The sequence below is a fragment of the Mycetocola sp. Y719 genome, assembly GCF_056713205.1.
Map to the genome: position 1 here is coordinate 26,856 of NZ_JBWYGY010000005.1, position 21,641 is coordinate 48,496.

The 21,641-nt window shown below is 62.8% G+C and carries 17 protein-coding genes; 16 read left to right on the forward strand and 1 reads right to left on the reverse strand.

Annotation, left to right across the window (positions count from 1 at the left end; genetic code table 11):
* Positions 1–34: 34 nt before the first annotated feature.
* From AC1M0F_RS15620 to AC1M0F_RS15690, 15 genes are all read left to right on the forward strand, one after another.
* Positions 35–3,916 carry a DNA-directed RNA polymerase subunit beta' gene (locus AC1M0F_RS15620; protein ID WP_480239189.1) on the forward strand — a complete coding sequence of 1,294 codons (3,882 nt, stop codon included), beginning with the start codon at positions 35–37 and terminating at the stop codon, positions 3,914–3,916.
* A 158-nt stretch (positions 3,917–4,074) separates the two neighbouring features.
* Entirely contained in the window at positions 4,075–4,764 is a 690-nt protein-coding gene (locus tag AC1M0F_RS15625) for a hypothetical protein (protein WP_480239190.1), read from the forward strand.
* A gap of 144 nt (positions 4,765–4,908) precedes the next feature.
* A complete protein-coding gene (locus AC1M0F_RS15630) occupies positions 4,909–5,550 on the forward strand; it encodes a hypothetical protein (RefSeq protein WP_480239191.1) in 642 nt (213 codons plus the stop codon).
* 90 nt (positions 5,551–5,640) lie between these two features.
* Positions 5,641–6,405, forward strand: coding sequence for a hypothetical protein (locus AC1M0F_RS15635; protein WP_480239192.1), 765 nt, complete (start codon positions 5,641–5,643; stop codon positions 6,403–6,405).
* Positions 6,406–6,551: 146 nt separating this feature from the next.
* The gene (locus tag AC1M0F_RS15640) at positions 6,552–8,222 is read left to right on the forward strand and encodes a GspE/PulE family protein (protein ID WP_480239193.1); all 1,671 of its coding nucleotides are present in this window, start codon (positions 6,552–6,554) and stop codon (positions 8,220–8,222) included.
* Positions 8,223–8,301: 79 nt separating this feature from the next.
* Positions 8,302–9,963: a type IV pilus twitching motility protein PilT gene (locus AC1M0F_RS15645; protein ID WP_480239194.1), complete on the forward strand. Its 1,662-nt coding sequence runs from the start codon at positions 8,302–8,304 to the stop codon at positions 9,961–9,963.
* Positions 9,964–11,193, forward strand: coding sequence for a type II secretion system F family protein (locus AC1M0F_RS15650; RefSeq protein ID WP_480239195.1), 1,230 nt, complete (start codon positions 9,964–9,966; stop codon positions 11,191–11,193). It begins immediately after the preceding gene.
* A 179-nt stretch (positions 11,194–11,372) separates the two neighbouring features.
* Complete coding sequence (locus tag AC1M0F_RS15655; RefSeq protein WP_480239196.1) at positions 11,373–11,810, forward strand: type IV pilin protein; 438 nt, start codon at positions 11,373–11,375, stop codon at positions 11,808–11,810.
* A gap of 85 nt (positions 11,811–11,895) precedes the next feature.
* Positions 11,896–13,311, forward strand: coding sequence for a prepilin-type N-terminal cleavage/methylation domain-containing protein (locus AC1M0F_RS15660; protein WP_480239197.1), 1,416 nt, complete (start codon positions 11,896–11,898; stop codon positions 13,309–13,311).
* On the forward strand, positions 13,311–13,979 hold the full coding sequence (locus tag AC1M0F_RS15665) for a type IV pilus modification PilV family protein (protein ID WP_480239198.1): 669 nt from the start codon (positions 13,311–13,313) through the stop codon (positions 13,977–13,979). Before AC1M0F_RS15660 ends, AC1M0F_RS15665 begins: the two co-directional genes overlap by 1 nt.
* A 7-nt stretch (positions 13,980–13,986) precedes the next feature.
* Positions 13,987–15,738: a hypothetical protein gene (locus tag AC1M0F_RS15670; RefSeq protein ID WP_480239199.1), complete on the forward strand. Its 1,752-nt coding sequence runs from the start codon at positions 13,987–13,989 to the stop codon at positions 15,736–15,738.
* A complete protein-coding gene (locus AC1M0F_RS15675) occupies positions 15,738–16,622 on the forward strand; it encodes a prepilin peptidase (RefSeq protein WP_480239200.1) in 885 nt (294 codons plus the stop codon). Before AC1M0F_RS15670 ends, AC1M0F_RS15675 begins: the two co-directional genes overlap by 1 nt.
* A 25-nt stretch (positions 16,623–16,647) precedes the next feature.
* Positions 16,648–17,697, forward strand: a complete 1,050-nt coding sequence (gene pilM, locus AC1M0F_RS15680; protein WP_480239201.1) for a type IV pilus assembly protein PilM — start codon at positions 16,648–16,650, stop codon at positions 17,695–17,697.
* Entirely contained in the window at positions 17,694–18,416 is a 723-nt protein-coding gene (locus AC1M0F_RS15685) for a hypothetical protein (protein ID WP_480239202.1), read from the forward strand. The genes pilM and AC1M0F_RS15685 overlap by 4 nt, the downstream gene beginning before the upstream one ends.
* 2 nt (positions 18,417–18,418) lie before the next feature.
* Complete coding sequence (locus tag AC1M0F_RS15690) at positions 18,419–19,093, forward strand: hypothetical protein (protein ID WP_480239203.1); 675 nt, start codon at positions 18,419–18,421, stop codon at positions 19,091–19,093.
* 70 nt (positions 19,094–19,163) lie between these two features.
* On the opposite strand, the gene AC1M0F_RS15695 is transcribed toward AC1M0F_RS15690, so the two are convergent.
* The gene (locus AC1M0F_RS15695) at positions 19,164–20,516 is read right to left on the reverse strand and encodes a low temperature requirement protein A (RefSeq protein WP_480239204.1); all 1,353 of its coding nucleotides are present in this window, start codon (positions 20,514–20,516) and stop codon (positions 19,164–19,166) included.
* Positions 20,517–20,788: 272 nt separating this feature from the next.
* Here AC1M0F_RS15695 and AC1M0F_RS15700 point away from each other — a divergent pair, with 272 nt between their 5' ends.
* Positions 20,789–21,616 carry an amino acid ABC transporter substrate-binding protein gene (locus tag AC1M0F_RS15700; protein WP_480239205.1) on the forward strand — a complete coding sequence of 276 codons (828 nt, stop codon included), beginning with the start codon at positions 20,789–20,791 and terminating at the stop codon, positions 21,614–21,616.
* Positions 21,617–21,641 lie beyond the last annotated feature (25 nt).

Sequence of the window (21,641 nt, forward strand, 5' to 3'; positions counted from 1 at the left end):
AGAAGATTTCAGAGACCTTTCTTTAGGAGAGAAATTGCTCGACGTAACAACTTTTGACGAGCTTCGCATTGGCCTGGCTACCGCCGACGACATCCGTCGTTGGTCGTATGGTGAGGTCAAGAAGCCCGAGACCATCAACTACCGCACCCTGAAGCCCGAGAAGGACGGTCTGTTCGGCGAACAGATCTTCGGCCCGAGCCGTGACTGGGAATGCTCCTGTGGCAAGTACAAGCGTGTCCGCTTCAAGGGCATCGTCTGTGAGCGCTGTGGAGTGGAAGTCACCAAGTCGTCCGTGCGCCGTGAGCGCATGGGTCACATTGAGCTGGCTGCCCCCGTCACCCACATCTGGTACTTCAAGGGCGTTCCTTCGCGCTTGGGCTACCTGCTCGACATGGCGCCGAAGGACCTCGAAAAGGTCATCTACTTCGCCGCGTACATGGTCATCTCGGTCGATGAGGATGCTCGTCACCAGGACATGCCCGGACTCGAGAACGAGATCCGCCTCGAGATCAAGACCCTCGGCGACCAGCGGGACTCCCGCATCGCCGACCGTCTGAAGAAGCTCGAAGACGACCTCGCTGCCCTCGAGGCAGAAGGCGCCAAGGCTGACCAGAAGCGTCGCACCAAGGACGCCGCTGAGAAGGAGATGAGCCAGGCCCGCAAGTCTTACGACGAGCAGATCGCTCACCTCGAGCGCGTCTGGGACGACTTCCGTGGACTCAAGGTCGGCGACCTCAAGCCTGAGGATGCCGTCTTCCACGAACTGCAGGACCGTTTCGGCCTGTACTTCGAGGCGTTCATGGGTGCAGAGGCGATCAAGAAGCGCCTCCTCAGCTTCGACCTGGCCGCCGAGTCCGAGCTGCTGCACACGCAGATCGCCGAAGGCAAGGGTCAGAAGAAGATCCGCGCCATCAAGCGCCTCCGTGTCGTCAACTCGTTCCTGTCGACCGGCAACTCGCCGGCCGCCATGGTCCTCGACGTCGTTCCGGTGATCCCGCCGGAGCTGCGCCCGATGGTCCAGCTCGACGGTGGCCGCTTTGCGACCTCCGACCTCAACGACCTCTACCGTCGTGTGATCAACCGCAACAACCGTCTGCGTCGACTTCTTGACCTCGGTGCCCCCGAGATCATCGTCAACAACGAGAAGCGCATGCTTCAGGAGGCCGTCGACGCTCTGTTCGACAACGGTCGCCGTGGTCGTCCGGTCACCGGAACGGGTAACCGCGCCCTCAAGTCCCTGAGCGACATGCTCAAGGGCAAGCAGGGTCGCTTCCGCCAGAACCTGCTCGGAAAGCGCGTCGACTACTCGGGCCGTTCGGTCATCATCGTCGGTCCTCAGCTCAAGCTGCACCAGTGCGGTCTGCCCAAGCAGATGGCCCTGGAGCTGTTCAAGCCGTTCGTCATCAAGCGCCTGATCGACCTGAGCCACGCTCAGAACATCAAGGCCGCGAAGCGTATGGTCGAGCGCAGCCGCCCAGAGGTCTGGGACGTTCTCGAAGAGATCATCCGCGAGCGTCCGGTCATGCTGAACCGTGCACCTACGCTCCACCGCCTCGGAATCCAGGCGTTCGAACCTCAGCTCGTCGAGGGTAAGGCCATCCAGCTGCACCCGCTCGTCTGTGCTGCGTTCAACGCTGACTTCGACGGTGACCAGATGGCTGTGCACCTTCCGCTGTCGGTTGAGGCCCAGGCCGAGGCTCGCATCCTGATGCTTGCCTCGAACAACATCCTCAAGCCGTCCGACGGCCGCCCGGTCACCCTGCCCACGCAGGACATGATCATCGGCCTGCACCACCTCACCACCCTCAAGGAGGGTGTCGAGGGCGAAGGCCGTGCCTTCTCCTCGATCGCGGAAGCAATTCTCGCGTTCGACCAGAAGTCGCTCGACCTCAACGCCAAGGTGCGGATCCGCCTGCACGACATCACCTTCGGTAAGGGCCTCGCCCCCGAAGGCTATGACGGCAGCGGCGTCTCCCTCGTGACGACGACCCTCGGTCGCGCCCTCTTCAACGAGGCGCTCCCCGCTGACTACCCGTACGTGGAAGATGTGGCCGACAAGGGCAAGCTCTCGTCGATCGTCAACGACCTCGCCGAGCGGTACCCGAAGACCGTCGTCGCAGCAACACTGGACAACATCAAGGATGCCGGTTTCCACTGGGCAACCCGCTCCGGCGTCACCGTCGCACTGAGCGACGTTCTCACCCCGCCGAACAAGCGCGAGATCGTCCAGGGCTACGAGAAGCTGGCCGCGAAGGTCCAGGGTCAGTTCGACAAGGGTCTGACGACCGATGCCGAGCGTCGCCAGGAGCTCATCAAGATCTGGACCGAAGCGACCGAAAAGGTCGCAGAGGCCATGCGGGCGAACTTCCCCGAGGACAACACGATCAACCGCATGGTGACATCGGGTGCTCGTGGTAACTGGCTGCAGATCCGCAACATCGCGGGTATGCGAGGCCTGGTGAACAACCCGAAGGGTGAGATCATCCCTCGCCCGATCATCTCGTCCTACCGCGAGGGCCTGTCCGTTGCGGAGTACTTCATCGCAACCCACGGTGCTCGTAAGGGACTTGCTGACACGGCTCTGCGTACCGCTGACTCCGGGTACCTCACGCGTCGTCTCGTGGACGTCTCGCAGGATGTCATCATCCGCGAAGACGACTGTGGAACGACCAAGGGTCTCGAGCTCACGATCGCCGCACTGGATTCGACCGGAACGCTTGTGCGTGACGCCAACGTGGAGAACTCCGTGTTCGCCCGTTCACTCGCCGCAGACGCCATCGACCCCAAGGGCACCGTCGTTGCCGAAGCCGGCTCCGACGTGGGCGACGTCCTCATCGACAAGCTCGTCGAGGCAGGTGTCGAGAACATCAAGGTGCGCTCGGTCCTGACCTGTGAGTCCGCCGTCGGTGTGTGTGCTGCCTGCTACGGCCGCTCGCTCGCCACCGGAAAGCTCGTCGACATCGGAGAGGCCGTCGGCATCATCGCGGCCCAGTCGATCGGTGAGCCGGGAACCCAGCTCACGATGCGTACCTTCCACACCGGTGGTTCGGCATCCGCTGACGACATCACGCAGGGTCTTCCTCGCGTCCAGGAGCTCTTCGAGGCCCGTACCCCCAAGGGTGCGACGCCGATCGTCGAGGCTGCCGGCCGTGTCAACATCGAAGACACCGACCGCAGCCGGAAGATCATCCTCACGCCTGACAACGGCGACGAGCCCGTGATCTACCCGGTTCTCAAGCGTGCGACCCTCCTCATCGAGGATGGCCAGCACGTCGAGCTCGGCCAGCCGCTGCACCTCGGTGCCGTCGACCCGAAGGAAGTTCTCCGGGTTCTCGGTGTCCGCGAAGTGCAGAAGCACCTCGTCGGTGGCGTCCAGGGCGTCTACCGCTCGCAGGGTGTGCCGATCCACGACAAGCACATCGAGGTCATCGTCCGTCAGATGCTTCGCAAGGTGACCGTGGTTGACCACGGTGACACCGGGCTCCTGCCCGGCGAGCTCGTCGACCGGATGAAGTACAACGAGCTGAACCGCGCTGCGCTCACCGAGGGCAAGAAGACCGCATCCGCCCGCCAGGAAGTCATGGGTATCACCAAGGCTTCTCTTGCGACCGAGTCGTGGCTGTCTGCCGCCTCGTTCCAGGAGACGACCCGCGTTCTCACGCAGGCCGCCATGGAGGGCAAGAGCGACCCGCTTCTCGGCCTCAAGGAGAACGTCATCATCGGAAAGCTCATCCCGGCTGGTACTGGCCTCGGCAAGTACCGCAACGTCACCGTTGAGGCGACGGAAGAGGCCAAGGCTGAGCGTTACCCGAACCGCATCTTCGCAACGGATGGTGTATTCGACGAGTCCGATCTCGGTTTCGTCGACTTCGACACCTTCTCGAACGACGATTTCACCCCGGGAACGTACAACTAGCTTGTACTGATCGGTAAGAGTTGAAGGGCCCCGGCATTGCGCCGGGGCCCTTTGGCGTTTGCGAGGGAACGGCGATGCGGAATCGTGATCTGACCAGCGGTCTTTCGGGCCAGAGCCGCCATTAGTGTTGGGCCACACCCCTCGATCGAAGGCGCAGAATGACCACGTCAGACCAGAACCCCATCAGCGCCGACCCGATCGGCCCGCCACGCCGGGGGCGCGTTCTCGCGATCGTCGCCGCGGTGGTGCTGGTCGTCGCCCTTGCCGTTGTCGCAGTGTTCGTCTTCACCGGCGGTGCAGGCGCGGACCCGGTTGCGTCACCCACGTCGACGCCGGCTGAACCCGTCGTGGAGGACCCGTCGCCCACCCCGACAGCAACGCCGTCACCACCGGCAGTCGCGCTCCCCGCCGAGTGTGAGGATGCCTTCAGTCCTGAGTACTTCGCCCTGAGGACGGAGTACCCGTGGAACCCGCTGAACGACGAAACCGTTGCTGACTCATCCGTGCTCAAGGACGAGGCGCTCGAGACGATCCGCGCCGGTTTGCCGCAACTGAGATGCACGTGGGCTGGTGCGGGCGAGGAAGGAATCCTCGGGTCGATCAACGATGTCACCTCCGCCCAGGCCGGACAGGCCCTTCTGCTGCTCAAGGAGGCGGGCTTCGAGTGCGTCGACCACCGCGGTGGAACTGCCTGCTCGAAAGGCCTCGCCATCAACGAGGAGAACGGCGCCACGATCATGGGTGAGGAGCACTTTCTCCGCGACAACATCTGGATCAGCACGTTCTGGCTCAACATCGACATCGAGGGTTACAACGACGACATCATCGGCGTGCTCTGGGGCGAGTGACGCCGGCACCGTAGCGACGACAGACGGATGCCGTGGCACGGCATCCGTTCGCTGTCGCGTCGTCATCACGCGTGGTCGCTTTCTCGTTCTCCGGATGCGCCGGTAGGCTCGCGTGTCGAAGGACAGTTTCGAAACGGGGACCTCATGCTCACATCCGCTCAACGTGCGGGCACACGGCGCAGTCGTGTGATCGGTCGGCTCGCGGTGCTCGGCGCCGTCTCCCTCCTGACGGCGGGCATCCTCTCCGGATGTTCAGGAGCCCCGACTCCCGACAGCTCAGGCGATCCGACCACCGAGACCACCGCGCCGCGGCCGACCCCGTCGACCGGCGCAACGGCGCAGCCGGTCGGGACGGTCATCCCGGCGAGCTGCGAACAGATGTACCTTCCTGAGATGCTCGAGCGGTTACAGGAGGACCACCCTCCGCTCAACGACCCGACCATGACGGATCCCAACTTCTCGAACACCGACGAGCTCGAAGAACTCCTCCGGTCGCTCGAGTACCTGCAGTGCACCTGGGGCGGTGCAAGTGAGTCCGGCATCGTGACAGCCGTCGCTCACGTGACCGAGGAACAGTCAGAGCAGGCGCTCGCGATCATGGAGAACGCCGACTTCGACTGCTATGACCAGCAGGAGGGCACGCGCTGCGTGACCCGCGAGGAGACCGACGGCAACGTGCTCGGTGAATCCCACTTTCTGCGGGACGACATCTGGCTGTCGACGTTCTGGCTGAACGCGCCGGTGCGGGGCTACACCGAGAACATGGTCGACGCGCTCTGGCCCTAGCCGGACCTGACGCCCAATCGTGATCTCGGCGGCTGTCGCCTGATCGCGACTTTCGCTAGCTTGAGCACACGCTGAGCGAAGGGGGGAGCCATGTCCGACGACGATCGGGGCCTGGCGTCTGGCCCGCTCACCCCAGAGTCCGAGACGAATGGGGCTCCGCGAAAGCGGATGACGACCGTCTGGCTCGTGCTCGCGGTGGTCGGAATTGTGGCCGTCTCGGCCGTGACCGCCGTCGCCGTGAGTGGGCTGCCGATCTCGCAGCCCTCCCCGACGCCTTCTGCCGGTCCGACGTCCACTGCACGGCCCACTCCGTGGTCGCCCGATCGGTCACCGACCCCCGACCCCTCGACACCACCAGCGACGCCGACACCGCCCCCGACGACTCCACCGCCGGTCGTTCCGCCGGACCCGGATGCCGCAGTCCTGCCCGGCGACTGCACCGGTCTCTACAGCGATTCGATGTACACGTACCTGTCTGTCGACGAAGAGCTCCCGCTCAACGACGGAACGACTCTGGAACCCCCGTTCTCGAAGACCGAGACGGTCGCAGCACGCCAAGCCGGGCTGCCGGGACTCGTCTGCACCTGGGGGAGCGCAGGTCATTTCGGCCTGCTCACCCAAGCCAACGAGGTCACGACGGCGCAATCCGCTGCGGCGTTGGAAGCACTCAGGTCGGCTGGCTACAACTGCTACGAGCAGACCCTCGGCACGCGTTGCACGATGAAGAACCTGGGCGACGGCGAGGCCTGGGGTGAATCGCACTTCCTGCGCGGCAACATCTGGCTCTGCACCTTCTGGTCGAACTTCACGCCGACGGGGTACACCGCGGATATGGTCGCCACGCTCTGGGGCTGATTTCCCCGAGAACGGATGCCGTGGCATCCGTCGTTCCGACCATGCGTCACGCGAATGGGGGCTGCCAAATCCCCAACGGGGGACTGTGCCGCTTGTTCGCCCCGCGGATACCGTTGCAAAGCTGCCTGTACCCGGAGGTGATCGAAATGGCATCCATCATGGAAACCCTGATTCTTCAGGGCATTCTGCCGTTCGACCAGCTCGAACGGGTGTCCAGGAACCAGGCGGACGACGAGTCGGCCATCACCGGTCTTGTCACTCAGGGTCTCGTCACCCCGGTGCAGCTCGCCCGCGCCAGGGCGACACAGGCCGGGATCGGATTCGTCGAACTCCTCGAGTACCCGGTCGACCGCACCGCCGTCACTCTTGTGCCGTCCGTGCTCTGCCGCAGGCACGACGTGCTGCCGATCGGCCTCGACGGCAAAGTGCTCAAGCTCGCCATGGTCGACCCCGGCAACGTCTTCGCGATCGACGACGTGCGTGCCGCCACCCACCTCCAGGTCGAGCCGGTGCTCGCCGAACGCGCCGACCTGCTCGCCGCCATCGACAGGTACCTCCGCGCAGACGGCGAACTCAGCGACCTCACCACGACCCTCGAGGAAGAGAACGCGCCCCAGGAGACCGACCTCGGCATCGGCGACGTCCATGACGACGAGGCGCCGATCGTCCGCTTCGTGAACCTCCTCGTCTCACAGGCCATCCAGGACAACGCGTCCGACATCCACATCGAGCCCGGTGAGTACGAGCTCAGGGTGCGGTACCGCATCGACGGCGTGCTCCACGAAATGCAGAGCGCTCCCAAGAGCATCCAGAACGGTGTCATCTCCCGGCTCAAGATCATGAGCGAGATCGACATCGCTGAACGCCGTAAACCGCAGGACGGCCGTATGTCGGTCATGCACGGTGGCCGCAAGATCGACCTCCGTGTTGCGACGCTGCCGACGGTGTGGGGCGAAAAGGTCGTCATGCGTATCCTCGACAACTCGAACACGAGCCTCGACCTGCGCGACCTGCAGCTCCTCGACCGCAACTTCGAGGCGTACAAGACGTCGTACACGAAGCCGTACGGGATGATCCTCGTGACAGGACCGACGGGGTCCGGCAAGTCGACGACCTTGTACACGACGCTCAACACGGTTGCCCGGCCGGAGATCAACGTCATCACGGTCGAGGACCCGGTCGAGTACCGGATGAAGGGCATCAACCAGGTCCAGGTGAACCCGAAGGCCGGACTGACCTTCGCCAGCGCGCTGCGATCGATCCTGCGGTCGGACCCGGATGTCGTTCTGCTCGGTGAGATCCGTGACCACGAGACCGCGCAGATCGCGATCGAAGCCTCCCTCACCGGTCACCTCGTGCTGTCGACGCTGCACACCAACGATGCGCCGAGTGCCGTCGTGCGACTGACCGAGATGGACATCGAACCGTTCCTCGTCGGGTCCGCACTCGACTGCGTCGTCGCCCAGCGACTCGCCCGACGGCTCTGCGACCGCTGTAAGGTGCCCGCCGAGTACTCGCAGGAGGACCTCGACCGGTTGAAGTTCCCGCAGACCGAGATCTCACGGCGGATGCCCGGCCTGTTCGTTCCGCACGGCTGCCAGCAATGCTCGAACACCGGCTACCGCGGCCGCCTCGCGCTGCACGAGGTCATGACGGTCACCGAGGAGATCGAACGTCTCGCCGTCGCCCGCAAGTCCAGCGCCGAGATCGGCCGAGTCGCTCGTGAACAGGGGATGCTCACACTCCGCGAGGACGGCTTCACAAAGGCGACCATGGGACTCACCTCACTGGAAGAGATCCTCCGGGTCGTCGTCTAGTGCCACACATTTTTCTGCCCATCACATCACGCACCGCACAACTGCACACACAGCAAAAAGCACACAGAGGGAGTGACGCTTGAGCGACCCAATTTACGAGATCCCGATCCTGCCCCCTGGGGCCAACGTCGAGGGCTGGACGCCGGGCATCCGACGTCGCAGCCGGGCAGAAGCATCCCCATCTCTGCAGGATCTGGACAACGCAGCGTTCGCCTCCGGCCTCGAACCCGCCCGCAGGCCCGAGTCGACATACGACCCAGCCGTGCCGACGGGTTTCGAGGCGTCCTCCGCGGCCGAGACGCCGGTTGCAGAGCCGAGCTACCGCCGGAGCGGCTTCGTCGAACCGTCGCAGGACGAGGCGCCGACTGAGTCATTCGTGCAGGCACCGCCGCCGTCGTTCGCGCCCGCGCCGTTCGAAGCGCCCTCCGCGGCCTACCCGGTGACACCGTCCGACTACTCGGCGCCGGCGTACCCGCTGCAGGCCGACCAGCCGGCGAGCCGGAGCGAGGTGAACCGCCTGCAGCAGGAAGCGGCGGCATCCGCCGGCCGTTCCAGCTACGGACAGGCCGAACCTGAGCCGGCTGCACTGCGCGACATCAGCCTGGCGGAGGCGCTGCACACGGTCGTTCGCCTTAACGCATCCGACCTCCACGTGACCGCCGATGCGCCGCCCATGATCCGTGTCAACGGTGGGCTCAAAGCGATCGAGGGCGCTGCGCCCTGGACCCGCGAGAAGATCAACGCCGAACTCCGGGCGATCGCCAACGAGAAGCAACTTGCGATCTTCGAGGAGCACCTCGAGCTGGACTTCGCGCACACGCTGACGGAGGAGAGCCGGTTCCGTGTGAACTACTACATGCAGCGTGCCGCGATCGGCGCTGCATTCCGTCTCATCCCGACCGAGATCAAGCGGCTGAGCGACCTCGGCGTGCCCGACTCGGTCAGCCGGTTCGCCACGCTGCCCCGCGGGCTCGTTCTGGTGACCGGTCCGACCGGTTCAGGAAAGTCGACGACCCTGGCCGGCCTGATCGACCTCGTCAACCGCACGCGTGCCGACCACATCGTGACGGTCGAGGACCCGATCGAGTTCATGCACAAGAACCAGAAGTCGATCGTCAATCAGCGTGAGGTCGGGGCAGATACGCACAGCTTTGCGAACGCGCTCAAGCACGTGCTGCGGCAAGACCCTGACGTCATCCTCATCGGTGAGCTTCGCGACCTCGAGACGATCTCCGTGGCCCTGACCGCGGCCGAGACCGGACACCTCGTCTTCGCCACACTGCACACGCAGGATGCCGCGCAGACGATCGACCGCATCATCGACGTGTTCCCGTCGCACCAGCAGGACCAGGTGCGCACGCAGCTGGCCGGAACGCTGCAGGGAGTCGTCAGCCAGACCCTGGTGCCGAAAGCGAGCGGGTCGGGTCGTGTCGTCGCCACCGAGGTCATGATCATCACGCCTGCGCTGTCGAACCTCATCCGTGAGGGCAAGACCTACCAGATCCTTTCCTCCATGCAGGCGGGTAAGGAACTCGGCATGCACACGATGGACCAGCACCTCGCTGAGCTCGTGAACAGCGGGCGGGTGACCCGGCAGGCCGCTGAGGCCAAGGCGCACGATCCTGAGGGCTTCCAGCGCATGCTGCATGGCGTTCAGTCGCCGACCGAGCAGTCGACGCGTGCCATGCAGGCCGGCGGAATCGATTTTGGAGATTCGTACTCGGCGAAATTGGAGCGATAGATGGCCAGCACAGTCGGTTACGCGTACAAGGGCCGTGACGCGGCGGGCAAGATCGTCAAGGGCAAGGTGGATGCCACGAGCGAGGCTGCCGTCGCGGCCCGACTTCGCACGATGGGTCTGTCTCCTGTGTCGATCGATGCCGCTCCGGATGGCACGGGGCTGAGCAAAGAGATCACGATCCCCGGGTTCTCCAAGGGTGTGACGCTCAAGGACCTCGCCATCATGAGCCGGCAGATGTCGACCATGACGAGTGCCGGTCTGTCGCTCATGCGGACCCTGTCGATTCTCGCCGAACAGACCGAGTCGAAGCCGCTGGCCAAGATCCTGGTGACCGTGCGAGACGACGTCGAGACCGGCATGTCGTTGTCTGAGGCTATGCGGAAGCACGACCGCGATTTCCCGCCGATCATGATCAATATGGTCAAGGCGGGGGAGACCGGTGGATTCCTCGACAAGGCGCTCGACACTGTCGCGAAGAACTTCGAGAAGGAGACCGAACTCCGGAACACCATCAAGAGCGCGATGACCTACCCGGTTGTCGTGGTTGGCATGGTCCTGATCGCTGTCGCCGGCATGCTCATCTTCATCGTCCCGGTCTTCAAGACCATGTTCGAGGGCCTGGGCGGAAGTCTGCCAATTCCGACCCAGATTCTTGTGACACTGTCTGAGCAAATGATCTGGCTCGGGCCTCTCATCCTCGTCGTGTCAATCGTCGGTTCGGTCTGGTGGAAGAAGAACAAGCACACGGAGCCGGTGAGAAGGTTCCTGGACCCGCTGAAGCTCAAGATCCCCGTCTTCGGCATGCTTATGACCAAGCTCGCCGTCGCCCGCTTCTCGCGCAACTTCGCGGACATGATCGGGGCCGGCGTGCCCATACTCCAGGCTCTCCAAATCGTGGGTGAGACGTCGGGGAACTACGTGATCGAACGGTCGCTCAAGGGCGTCGCCGACTCAGTCAGGCAGGGCAAATCGATTGCCGCGCCACTGGCCGAAGAGGCCGTATTTCCGCCGATGGTGATCCAGATGGTCGCGGTCGGCGAAGACTCAGGAGCGCTGCAGCAGATGCTCGACAAGATCGCTGACTTCTACGACCAGGAAGTCAAGACAATGACCGACTCGTTGACGTCGCTGATCGAGCCGTTGCTCATCGCTTTTCTCGGCATCGTCGTCGGTGGCATGATCGTCGCGCTGTACCTCCCGATCTTCAGCATTGCCACTGTGGTCAAGTAATCTGAGGATCACTCAACTTAATGCTCATCAGCCCCCGCTCTGGGGGCGAGAAATGCTCATTTCACCCCCATAGGCGTGTCTTTACCCGCGATCTGGCTCCCCTAAAGTCGGAGACCGGCAGGCCAATCCGGTCCTCCGAAACGCACCAGCCAGTACCCCTCAATCAGAAGGAAAGCCTCATGGTTTCTCGCATCACCGCCGCACTCGCGGCACGCTACAAGGCCATCCAGGAAAAAGAAAAGGGCTTCACCCTGATCGAGCTCCTGGTCGTCGTGATCATCATCGGCGTCCTCGCCGCGATCGCCATCCCGATCTACATCGGAGTCCAGGAAAGTGCCAAGGACAGCGCAGTTCGCTCAGACCTCACAAACGCGAAGATCGCCGTCGCCGCGTTCTACACCGAAGAAACTGCGCTTCCTGATCTGACGAACACTGATGACCAGGCTGCGCTGAAGTCCTTCGGATGGACACAGTCGAAAGAGACCGCCACGCTCGTCTTCGGTGGCACCCCAACGGCGGAGAACTTCTGCATCGTCGGACAGCGCGATGGGAAGACTGCGCCCGAGGGCACGTTCTCCATTACGTCCGCCGGTGGTGTGAAAGAAGGCGGCTGCTAAGCCTCCCTTAGATCCTGGGGCGTCGCCTTCCGGCGGCGCCCCATGTTTTTCCCAACGGACCCGACCGATGGAGGTGAATCCCATCATGCGAAACCGCGGTGGCTTGATTGATCAGCCCGAACGAGGAATGACTCTCGTCGAGGTGATTGTCGCCATGATGATCTTCGCCATTCTCGTCGTCGGCGTCACCTTCTCGATGACCAGCGTCCTCAACCTCACCGAGGATTCGCAAGCGCGCGTCGCAGCATCAAACCTTGCATCCACGGCGATCGACAAGGCTCGTTCGATCGAGGACGTCTTTGATGTGCTCAATGAAGAAACAACCGAAACGGTGAACGGTCGCTCATACACGATCAAGCGTGTCACCTCTTGGGTCTCGGACACCGGTGCCGACCTCAGCTGCCGCAGCAGCGGCGGCGCCCTCCAGTACAAGCGAGTGAACGTGACGGTCACATGGACCGGCTCCACGGCGGAGGTCCACGCGGACACGATCCTCACACCAGGAACGCGCATCAACGACCCACAGACCGGTACGATCACAATCTCGGTCACCCGCGCCTCTGGTACTGGGTTCAAGGATGCCACGGTCACCGCTACTCCGGTCGGAGGCGGTGCCGCCATCACGACTGCGCCGGACACAGATGCGGACGGTTGCAGCTACATCCTTGATGTCCCGGAGGGTGAATACAATGTGAAGGTCGAAGAGACCGGCGCGATCGCTTCCTCCCAGACCATCGACACGACGACCGCCCTGGCCAAGGTTGAAAAGGGCAAATCGTCTGCCGTCTCGTTCGCATTCGATACTCCGTCGACGGTGAACCTGAGTTATGTGCCGATTCCCACGCCGGCCGTGGCCATCTCAGGAGCGGTCCTTCGCCCGACTGCGTTCGACGTCACATTCCTCAGCACATACGCCCCGTACACAAAGGCTTCAGCGGGCACGAGCGTCAAGCTCTTCCCCTGGTCCGCGGGCTATCAGGCCATAGCCGGCAAGTATGCTGCCGAGGGCACTCAGCATCCGTGCACTGTGGGAGATCCCGCTGCGTGGGACGACCTCGTTGCTCCTGCACCCGCTCCCGTCAAAATCGGCACGCGACTCCCCTCGGCGGCAGCCGCGCCGGGCGGGACTGCTAATCTCAGCGTGCCGGTCGGCGTGCTCAATGTGAAAGCGGACAACTCAGGAACCGGTAACTCGAACCGACAACTGTGGGCCACCCTGCAGACGGAAACTCCGCCCGGCGTTCCACCCACAGGCCAACCCAGTTGTGTGACCGCGAGCACAAACTCGGTGACCTACTCGTTCGGCGCTATTCTGCCGAAAGGTGATTCGTCAAGCATCAACATCGCTCTTCCATATGGGTCATGGAAACTGTTCTGGGCGGTCGGGGCTTCAGACACCAAGCAAGCCGTCGACGCGAATCGCATCACTATCCTCACCGCAGGTACTCCCGCGAACAGTTCTACGAAGATCGTCACCCTCGACCCGCGGCGGGTGCCGTGATGCTGAAGTTTCGGAGACAGCTGGCGCCGGTGAAGGACGAGCGGGGCCTGAGTATGAGCGAACTCATCGTGTCGATGGCCGTCTTCGCAATTCTGCTCACCGTCGTCGCCGGACTCTTCGTCGGGCTGAGCCGAGCGACGGCTCTGAGCCGTGCCCTTGACGGAAGTACCCGTGTCGCGTCCAACGCGCTCAATGAACTCGCGCTCGTCGTCCGCAACGGCACCACGGTGCCCCAGTCGGGCAACACCACGCCCAGAAGTGCGTTCAGCTTCGCGGGAACGGAAGAAGTCACCATCTATTCGATAGTCGGCGAGGGGGCAATTCTCTCGCCGGTGAAGGTGAATTTCACGGTGAACGCGCAACGGCAACTGATCGAGACACGCTCCTTGCCGAAAGAGGTCGGTGGCTACTGGGTGTGGCCAGGGGTGTCTGCACCGACCAAACGGAATCTCAGCGGCGCGCTTGTTGTGAGCGAGGTGGCCCTCTTCACGTACCTGAATGCTGCTGGAGGAGTGATCACCCCTCCAGCGGGCGGATCACTGACCGATGAACAGCTCGCCCTGGTCACGGCAGTCAGGATCACCATTCGGGTCGAGGCCGATGCCGGCGCACCGGGAAGAATCATCGAGCTGAAGAACACCGTCGGTGTTCCGAATCTCGGAAAGTGAGAATGACATGAAACGATCTGTCGCCCGCTTTCTCCGCTGGAAGGCCGACGAAACTGGCGCTGCGCTTGTGATGGTGGTCGTGATGGGTGCCGTGATGATGATGGTCGTCACGACGGCAGTCGCCATTTCGGTGAGTGGTCTTCGCAGCGCGAAGACGAGTGAGGACTGGAACGCCGCGCTTGCCGCTGCCTATGCCGGCGTTGAGGAATATCAGAACAGACTCGCCAACGACAGCACGTATACGAAGTACGGCAACCCGGCCTCCACCTACAGCATCGCGACTGGCAGCACTGTGGCGCTGGATCCCAACAACCCGGCGTTCGGTGCGGGAACAGCCGGCTCCTGGGGCTCCGTTCCCGGGAGCGCGGGGAAGGCGACCTTCCGCTACGAAATCGACAACTCCCGGTACACCTCTAACGGCGTCCTCACCGTCCGCTCGACGGGCAGAGTAGGCGCCGAGACTCGCACGGTCGTCGCAGACCTCAAGCAGAGCGGCTTCATCGATTTTCTCTATTTCACGGACTACGAGATTCAGGACCCGACTCAGGGCGGCGCGGCATGCACGGTTTCCTATTCATGGGTGACCTCGAACTCGTGCACAAAGATCCAGTTCGGTTCGTCGGACGTCATGAACGGTCCAATGCACTCGAACGACACGCTGCGCCTCTGTGGGCGATTCAAAGGAAAGGTGACCACCGGTAAGACGGGCTCGCCCAACTACGAATCAGCGTGCACGACGCCCATATTCGACGCGGGCAAGCCGGTCACCGGCCAGCTCGTCGGGATGCCGGAGACGAACGCCGAAATGAAGCGCGAAGTGCGGACCGATATCGACGAGGTCACTCGCCCGGGCTGTCTCTATACAGGACCCACAAGTATCGTGCTCAAAGGCGACGGCACGATGACAGTGAAGTCACCATTCACGAAATTCACGAACATCGAGGGTGAGGGTTCCACGTCTGGAACAAATCCCTCGGAGTGTGGCACGCCGGGTGTTACCGGTCTTGGGTCTCCAACGGGACAGTCGATTTCGATCATTGATGAGAACCTCGTCTACGTTCAGAACGTGCCTTCGGTCGATACAGACAAGAACGCATGGGCTCCGGGCACATATCCGACAAACTTCACCTGCACCAACGCCGACACAGGCGGGTGGAGATTCGGCACAGGCGCCGATATCCTGCGCTATCCCATGGCGGGTGAGAACTTCGTGCCCATAACTACCCCCGTCCACTACGGCTGCCGAAATGGTGACGTCTACGTAAACGGTTCTATGAAGGGCGCGATGACCATCGCAGCCGAAAATTACGTCTACGTCGTGAACGACATCCTCTATCCGGACGCCGGTGCCGACATCCTTGGACTCGTGGGCAACAACGCTGTATGGGTGTGGAACCCCATGACAAAATCGACGTCTGCCTCCTGGCCGTACTCAACGATCTACACCCCATTGTTGGCAAAGGATCGGGAGATCAACGCGGCGATCCTTTCAGTAGCGCACACATTCCTCGTGCAGAATCACGGAATCGGGCCCACCTCCGGACGCGGCGTACTCAAGGTGAATGGCGCCATCGCCCAGAAGTTCCGAGGTCCGGTGGGAACGTCCAGTGGTCACGGATACGACAAGAGCTACAACTACGACAAGCGGCTGACGTTCACCGCACCTCCGAAGTTCCTGTCTCCCACGTCGACGACGTACGGAGTGAGCCAAATCGGCGCCATCGGTACGGCTTTCAAAGCGGACGGGTCGGCCGGCTGATGGACACTGCATTCACTTACATTGCGATCGCCAGCGCTGCTGCGGTAGGCCTCTTCGGCTTGCTCGTCGGGTCCTTCCTTAACGTCGTCATCTATCGGGTCCCCAATGGCATGTCAGTCGTCTCGCCACCGAGTGCATGTCCCGGTTGCGGTTCAGGAATCAAGGCATACGACAACGTCCCCGTGCTCTCCTGGCTGGCACTGCGTGGCAAATGCCGTTCATGCAGGGAGCCGATCTCGGCGCGGTACCCGCTGGTTGAAGCCGGCGTCGGTGTCTTCTTCGCCGTTGTCGCGGTCTGGTGGTGGATGGCCTCGCTGAACCAGACCCCTGCGGCCAGTTCGATCGCCGGCGGCGGGCCCAGCGCGTTGGGCGACACCGTCAGCGACATGCTCGTGCTTGTCGCCTTTCTGTGGCTCGCGGGTGTGAGTGTGTCCCTTGCGCTCATCGATCTCGACACTCAGAAGCTTCCGAATGCGATCGTGCTTCCCAGCTATGTGATTGGCGGAGTGCTGCTCGCGACTGCCAGCATCCTCAGCGGGGATCTGGACGCGCTTGTTCGGGCAGGAATCGGTATGGCGGCGCTGTGGGTTGCGTATTTCCTGATGGCAATGCTCTACCCGGGCGGTATGGGCTTCGGCGACGTCAAGCTTGCAGGCGTGCTCGGTCTCTACCTGGGGTTCGTCGGCTGGGGAGCGCTGTTGGTCGGCGCATTCGCGGCATTCTTCCTCGGCGGGCTCTATGCCGTCACGCTGATGATCCTGAAGAAGGCTGGCCGCAAGAGCGGCATTCCCTTTGGACCCTGGATGCTCGGCGGTGCCTGGATCGGCATTTTCGCCGGCAACACACTATGGACTTCCTACCTCTCGCTGCTCGGCGTGGCCTAGGTACGGGAAAGCAAGAGGAGAACAGATGTCAACGAGTGTTGTGGGAATCGACATCGGTAGTGTCGCGATTCGCGCGGTCGAGCTCAAGGACCCGGACAAGGCGAAACCGACGCTGCTGCGCTATTCGGAACTGCCATTGCCGGCCGGCGCCGTCAGTCGGGGTGAGGTGATCGAACCGAACACCGTCTCTTCCGTCATCAAACGGCTATGGTCTGCCGGAGGTTTCAAATCCAAGAATGTCGTCATCGGGATGGGCAACCAACGCGTTCTCGCCCGGGACCTGACCGTGCCGAAGATGTCACAGGCGCGCATCCGCGAGTCCTTGCCATATCAGGTGCAGGAGTTGCTGCCTGTGCCTGTGAATGAAGCGATGCTCGACTTCTATCCGGTCTCCGAGGAGTCGACGGACAGCGGGACGGTTGTGCATGGATTGCTCATCGCGGCGATCAAGGAAGCGGTTCTTGGCAACGTCCGAGCCGTCGAGAAGTCCGGGCTCAGGACCACCGGCGTAGATCTCATTCCCTTCGCGCTCTCTCGAGTACTTCTGCGGAACGGCCAGGCAGCAGGCACCGTTGCGATCGTCGACATCGGCGCAAGCGCGACGACAGTGGTCATCGCTACCAACGGTGTCCCGCGGTTCCTCCGGATCATTCCCGCCGGCGGTGACGATCTCACGACGGCGCTCGCCCAGCGACTCGAGATCGAATCCGCGCAGGCTGAGGGTCTCAAACGCGGCGTCGGCCTGCGCACTCGCGTCGAAGACCCGCAATACCAGAGGCCGATGGAAATCATCAACGAGGTCACCAGTGAGCTCCTCGGCAGCGCGCGAAACACCCTTGATTACTTCAGCCAGTCGCGCCCGGATGCGCCGGTGGAACGAGTCCTCCTCACCGGCGGTGGTTCTCTCCTCGACGGGTTGCCTGACGCCCTGGCAGAGCTGACCCGCACCCCGGTGATAGCCGTTGATCCCTTCGCAGGCCTCACGATCGCCAAGTCGCTGAAATCGGATGAACTCCGCAACAACCAGTCCGCCATCCTCGTGGCGCTTGGTCTCGCACTTGGGAGCGCAGCATGAGCAAGACAACGGAAACCCTGCTTGTCGGTGGGCCACCGCGCTCGGACCTCCTTCCGCCGGAAATTCGGCGCGAGCACAAGGGGCGTCGCACGAGGCGGAAACTCGTGTGGGGGATCGTCGCTGTCGTGCTGCTTGTCTTCGTCGGAACGGGGACGAGCTTCTACTTTTCACTGACCTCGCAATTGCAGCTGCTTGCAGCGCAAGCGAAGACCAACGAACTGCTCGCGGAGCAGCAGCAGTACTCGGAAGTGCGTGTGGTCAAGGAAGAGCTCGCCGAGGTCGAAGCGGGGCAGAAGGTAGGTGCCGCGACAGAGATCGACTGGAACGCTTATCTGAACAAGATCGAAGCAAGCCTCCCGAAGAACGTCGCCATCGTCCAGGTATCGATCGACGGCGCGTCTCCCCTCATCGACTACGCCCAACCGGACGCGCCGTTGCAGGGGATGCGTGTGGCGACACTCACATTCGGTGCCGCCACGAAGGCTCTCCCAGACACCGATGCCTGGTTGGTTGCCCTCAGTGCTCTGCCGGGCTTCACCGACGCCAACCCGGACTCGATCACTTTCGATGACGAAACCGGGCTCTACGAAACCATCGTCACGATGCACATCGGCGAAGGGGCCTGGTCGGAGCGCTTTGTCCCAGAGGACGAGAAGGCGACCGACGAAGAAGCCCCGGACGACACCGAGTCCGACCAAACTGCGAAGGAGGAAGACTGATCATGGACAAGACAAAGATCTGGATCCTGGCGTCGTCCATCGTCATGGTTGGCATTCTCGCGCTCGGGTGGTTCGTCGGCGTTGAGCCGCAGCTCAAAGCCAAGGCCGCCGCCGATGAGCAGCGTGTTGCCGTTGAGGCGCAGAACACGGCAACCGAACTGACGAACATCAAGCTGAAAAGCGACTTCGAGAAGATCGAGGAGCTTCAGACCCAGCTGGCAGGGCTCCGTAGTTCCATTCCTGCCGTTGGACAGATGCCGGCCTTTCTCACGCAGCTCGACAACCTCGCCGCTGCCAGCAAGACCAAGGTCATTTCCTTGACCGTCTCGGAAGCAGTCGAATACACGGTGCCGGAAACTTCGGTCCCGCCAGTCGAGGTCGATGGGGAAGCGGAGACCGATCCCGCAGATGTGGACGTCGTTGCTGAGCCGGTACCCGAGGTCCCGAAAACGATCACTGACTCCCGGATCACGTCAGAAAACTTCATTGCAATCCCGATTGAGGTTTCCGTCGAGGGGGACCGAAACGGAGCGCGCAGTTTCGTGGACAAATTACAGCACGGTCCGCGGCTGTTCATGGCAACTCAGATAGTGATACTTCCTCTGGACGAGAAGCCCGGCATGTTCACGTCGACGGTCACGGGTTATGTCTACGTTCTGCTGAACGACGCCGAGTAGGAGCGCGCTCCTGCTGGCCAGGGACGATGCCCTGGTCAACGGAAACCGGAGTGCTGCTCCAGGAGTGGCCTCAACGCCCCGCGGCGGGCGACTCCGGCGTCTCGGCAGCAGGAAGCGCCCCCGGATCGCGTTCCCACGCCGCGAGCGTGTGGCGGTAGCCGACGATCTCGTGTCCGACGACTTCGATGATCGCCCCGAGCGCGACGAGACCGATGACGGCACTCAGAGCAGTGATCGCACCGGGAGCCTCGAGATCGAGCGCCTCATTCGGGTACGTGACCGCACCCATCAGCACCGCGATCGCAAGTGGAGTCAACGTTACGAGCAGCAACGGCAGGTGAGTCAGATCGAATGAACGCATCAGGACGCTCCAGATCAGGAAGATGAGCACGATCGTCACCGCGAAAGGCACGGTGAGCGCCAGGGCGATACCGAGCAGCGAGACGCCGCCGTGCTCGACAGCGATCGTGGTCAGGTGCAGCCCTGCTCCGATCGCAGCGATGGACCCGAACAACGCCAGGTGCGCGTACCGCCATGCGAACGTTCGCTCCGGTCGTTGCTCGAGCACGAGCCTCGACGGCACGAGGAAGTATGTCCACCAGACGCTTCCCGCTATGAGGAAACCGGACACGGCGATCAGCGCGGCTTCCACTGACCACCCGATCTCCTGGGTGAGCGCCCCTACTGCTGCGGTTGTCGCCGCGATGACTTCCCCGATGGTGATCAGGGTCAGGAGGGCGAACCGCTCGGCGATATGCCCTGCATTCCACGGCGCATACCCGTACCGTCTCGTGGCGAGGACCGGCGCGATCATCTCAGCGAGAGCCAGTGCGACGAGGAAGACTACCGTGGCCATCACAGGAAGCGGCAGGATCGCCGTGAGCAACCACCCGACCTGAGCGGCCGAGATGATCACCACATAGGAGAGCGCATTCTTTCGGTGTTCCGGATCCTGCCTGGACGCACGCAGCCACAGGGCGATGAGCGGCACGCGCATGATGATGTAGCCGATCACCATCATCAGATTGTTCGGGCTTTCACCATGCGCTGCCGATTCGAAACTGACAGGCAGCCCATACGTGAGCACGAGAACCCCGACCATCTGCACGATCGTTGCAAGGCGCAGGAGCACATCGTCGTTGCCGAATGCAGAAGCGAACCAGGTGAAGTTCAGCCAGGCCCAGCTGACGGCCCACACCGCGAAGGCATATGCCCCCAGAGCCGGCCAGATGACCCCGATACTCAGCTCTTCAGCGAGGAGGTCCGCTGCCACGGCGAACGCCACGACGTAGGTGAGGTCATAGAGCAGTTCGAGCGGCGTCACGGATCGCCCCCGTTCGTGCGGATCCCGTCCACGCATCGGTCGAATCCGGTGCCGCAGCTCCTGCTGCAACTGAGACGCGAAGTCTGGCGATTCGTTCACGGAATCCTCCCGGTGAAAGGTGGCGTGTCCTGAGCCGGGAGCCTCCGATCAGAGGACGAAATGCCTTGCTGCGGTGGAGTGTAGCGAGGGATGGGGCTCCAAGGCGAGCGCTGGGCGGGCATAAACGGCGGGAATGCCACGTTGTCTCTAGATGTAACAGCGCGTCATGTGAATTGTTGCCACCCACACAGCGGCTTACGCTCGCTTGCTGAGGCATCCGCAGAGTCCGATCGACCCGGATGCCCCGGTCCACTTCGAAAGGGAAACCCACCATGTCTTCACGTTCCGTTCTGTCAAAGCTCGCTGCAGCGGCCGCCGTCGCCGGCCTCGCCGTCACTCTCTCGGCTTGCTCCGCGAACACGGCAGGATCGGGCGGCGGATCGACGGAGTCCGAGAGCGCACTCGACCGCGTCACCGAAGCCGGTGTTCTCGTCGTCGGTACCGAAGGAACCTACAAGCCGTTCAGCTACCACGAGGACGGAGCAGGTGACCTGACCGGCTACGACGTCGAGGTCGTGACGGCGGTCGCCGAGAAGCTCGACCTCGACGTGCAGTTCGAAGAGACGCAGTGGGACGGCATCTTCGCCGGCCTCGAAGCCGGCCGGTTCGACATCATCGCCAACCAGGTCTCCATCAACGACCAGCGCGAAGAGCAGTACACGCTCACCGAGCCGTACACCGTCTCGCCAGGTGTCGTCATCGTCGCCAAGGACAACACAGACATCACCTCCCTCGAGGACCTCGAGGGCAAGACCACCGCGCAGTCCAATACCAGCAACTGGTTCGGTGTAGCCGAGGACGCCGGTGCCACCGTCGAAACCGTCGAAGGGTGGGCACAGGCTGTCGCTCTCCTCGAACAGGGCCGGGTCGACGCGACCGTCAACGACAAGCTGACCTTCCTCGACTTCGTCAAGGGAAAGCCGGACGCCGCCATCAAGATCGTCGCCGAGACCGAGGACCCCTCGCGCAACGCCTTCGCCCTCAAGAAGGGCAGCGACGACCTCGCTGACGCCATCAACACGGCCCTTGACGAGCTCCGCGAAGACGGAACCCTCGCCGAGATCTCCGAGAAGTACTTCGGCGAGGACGTGAGCAAGTAGCCCCGGCTACTGCAATACTTCCCTC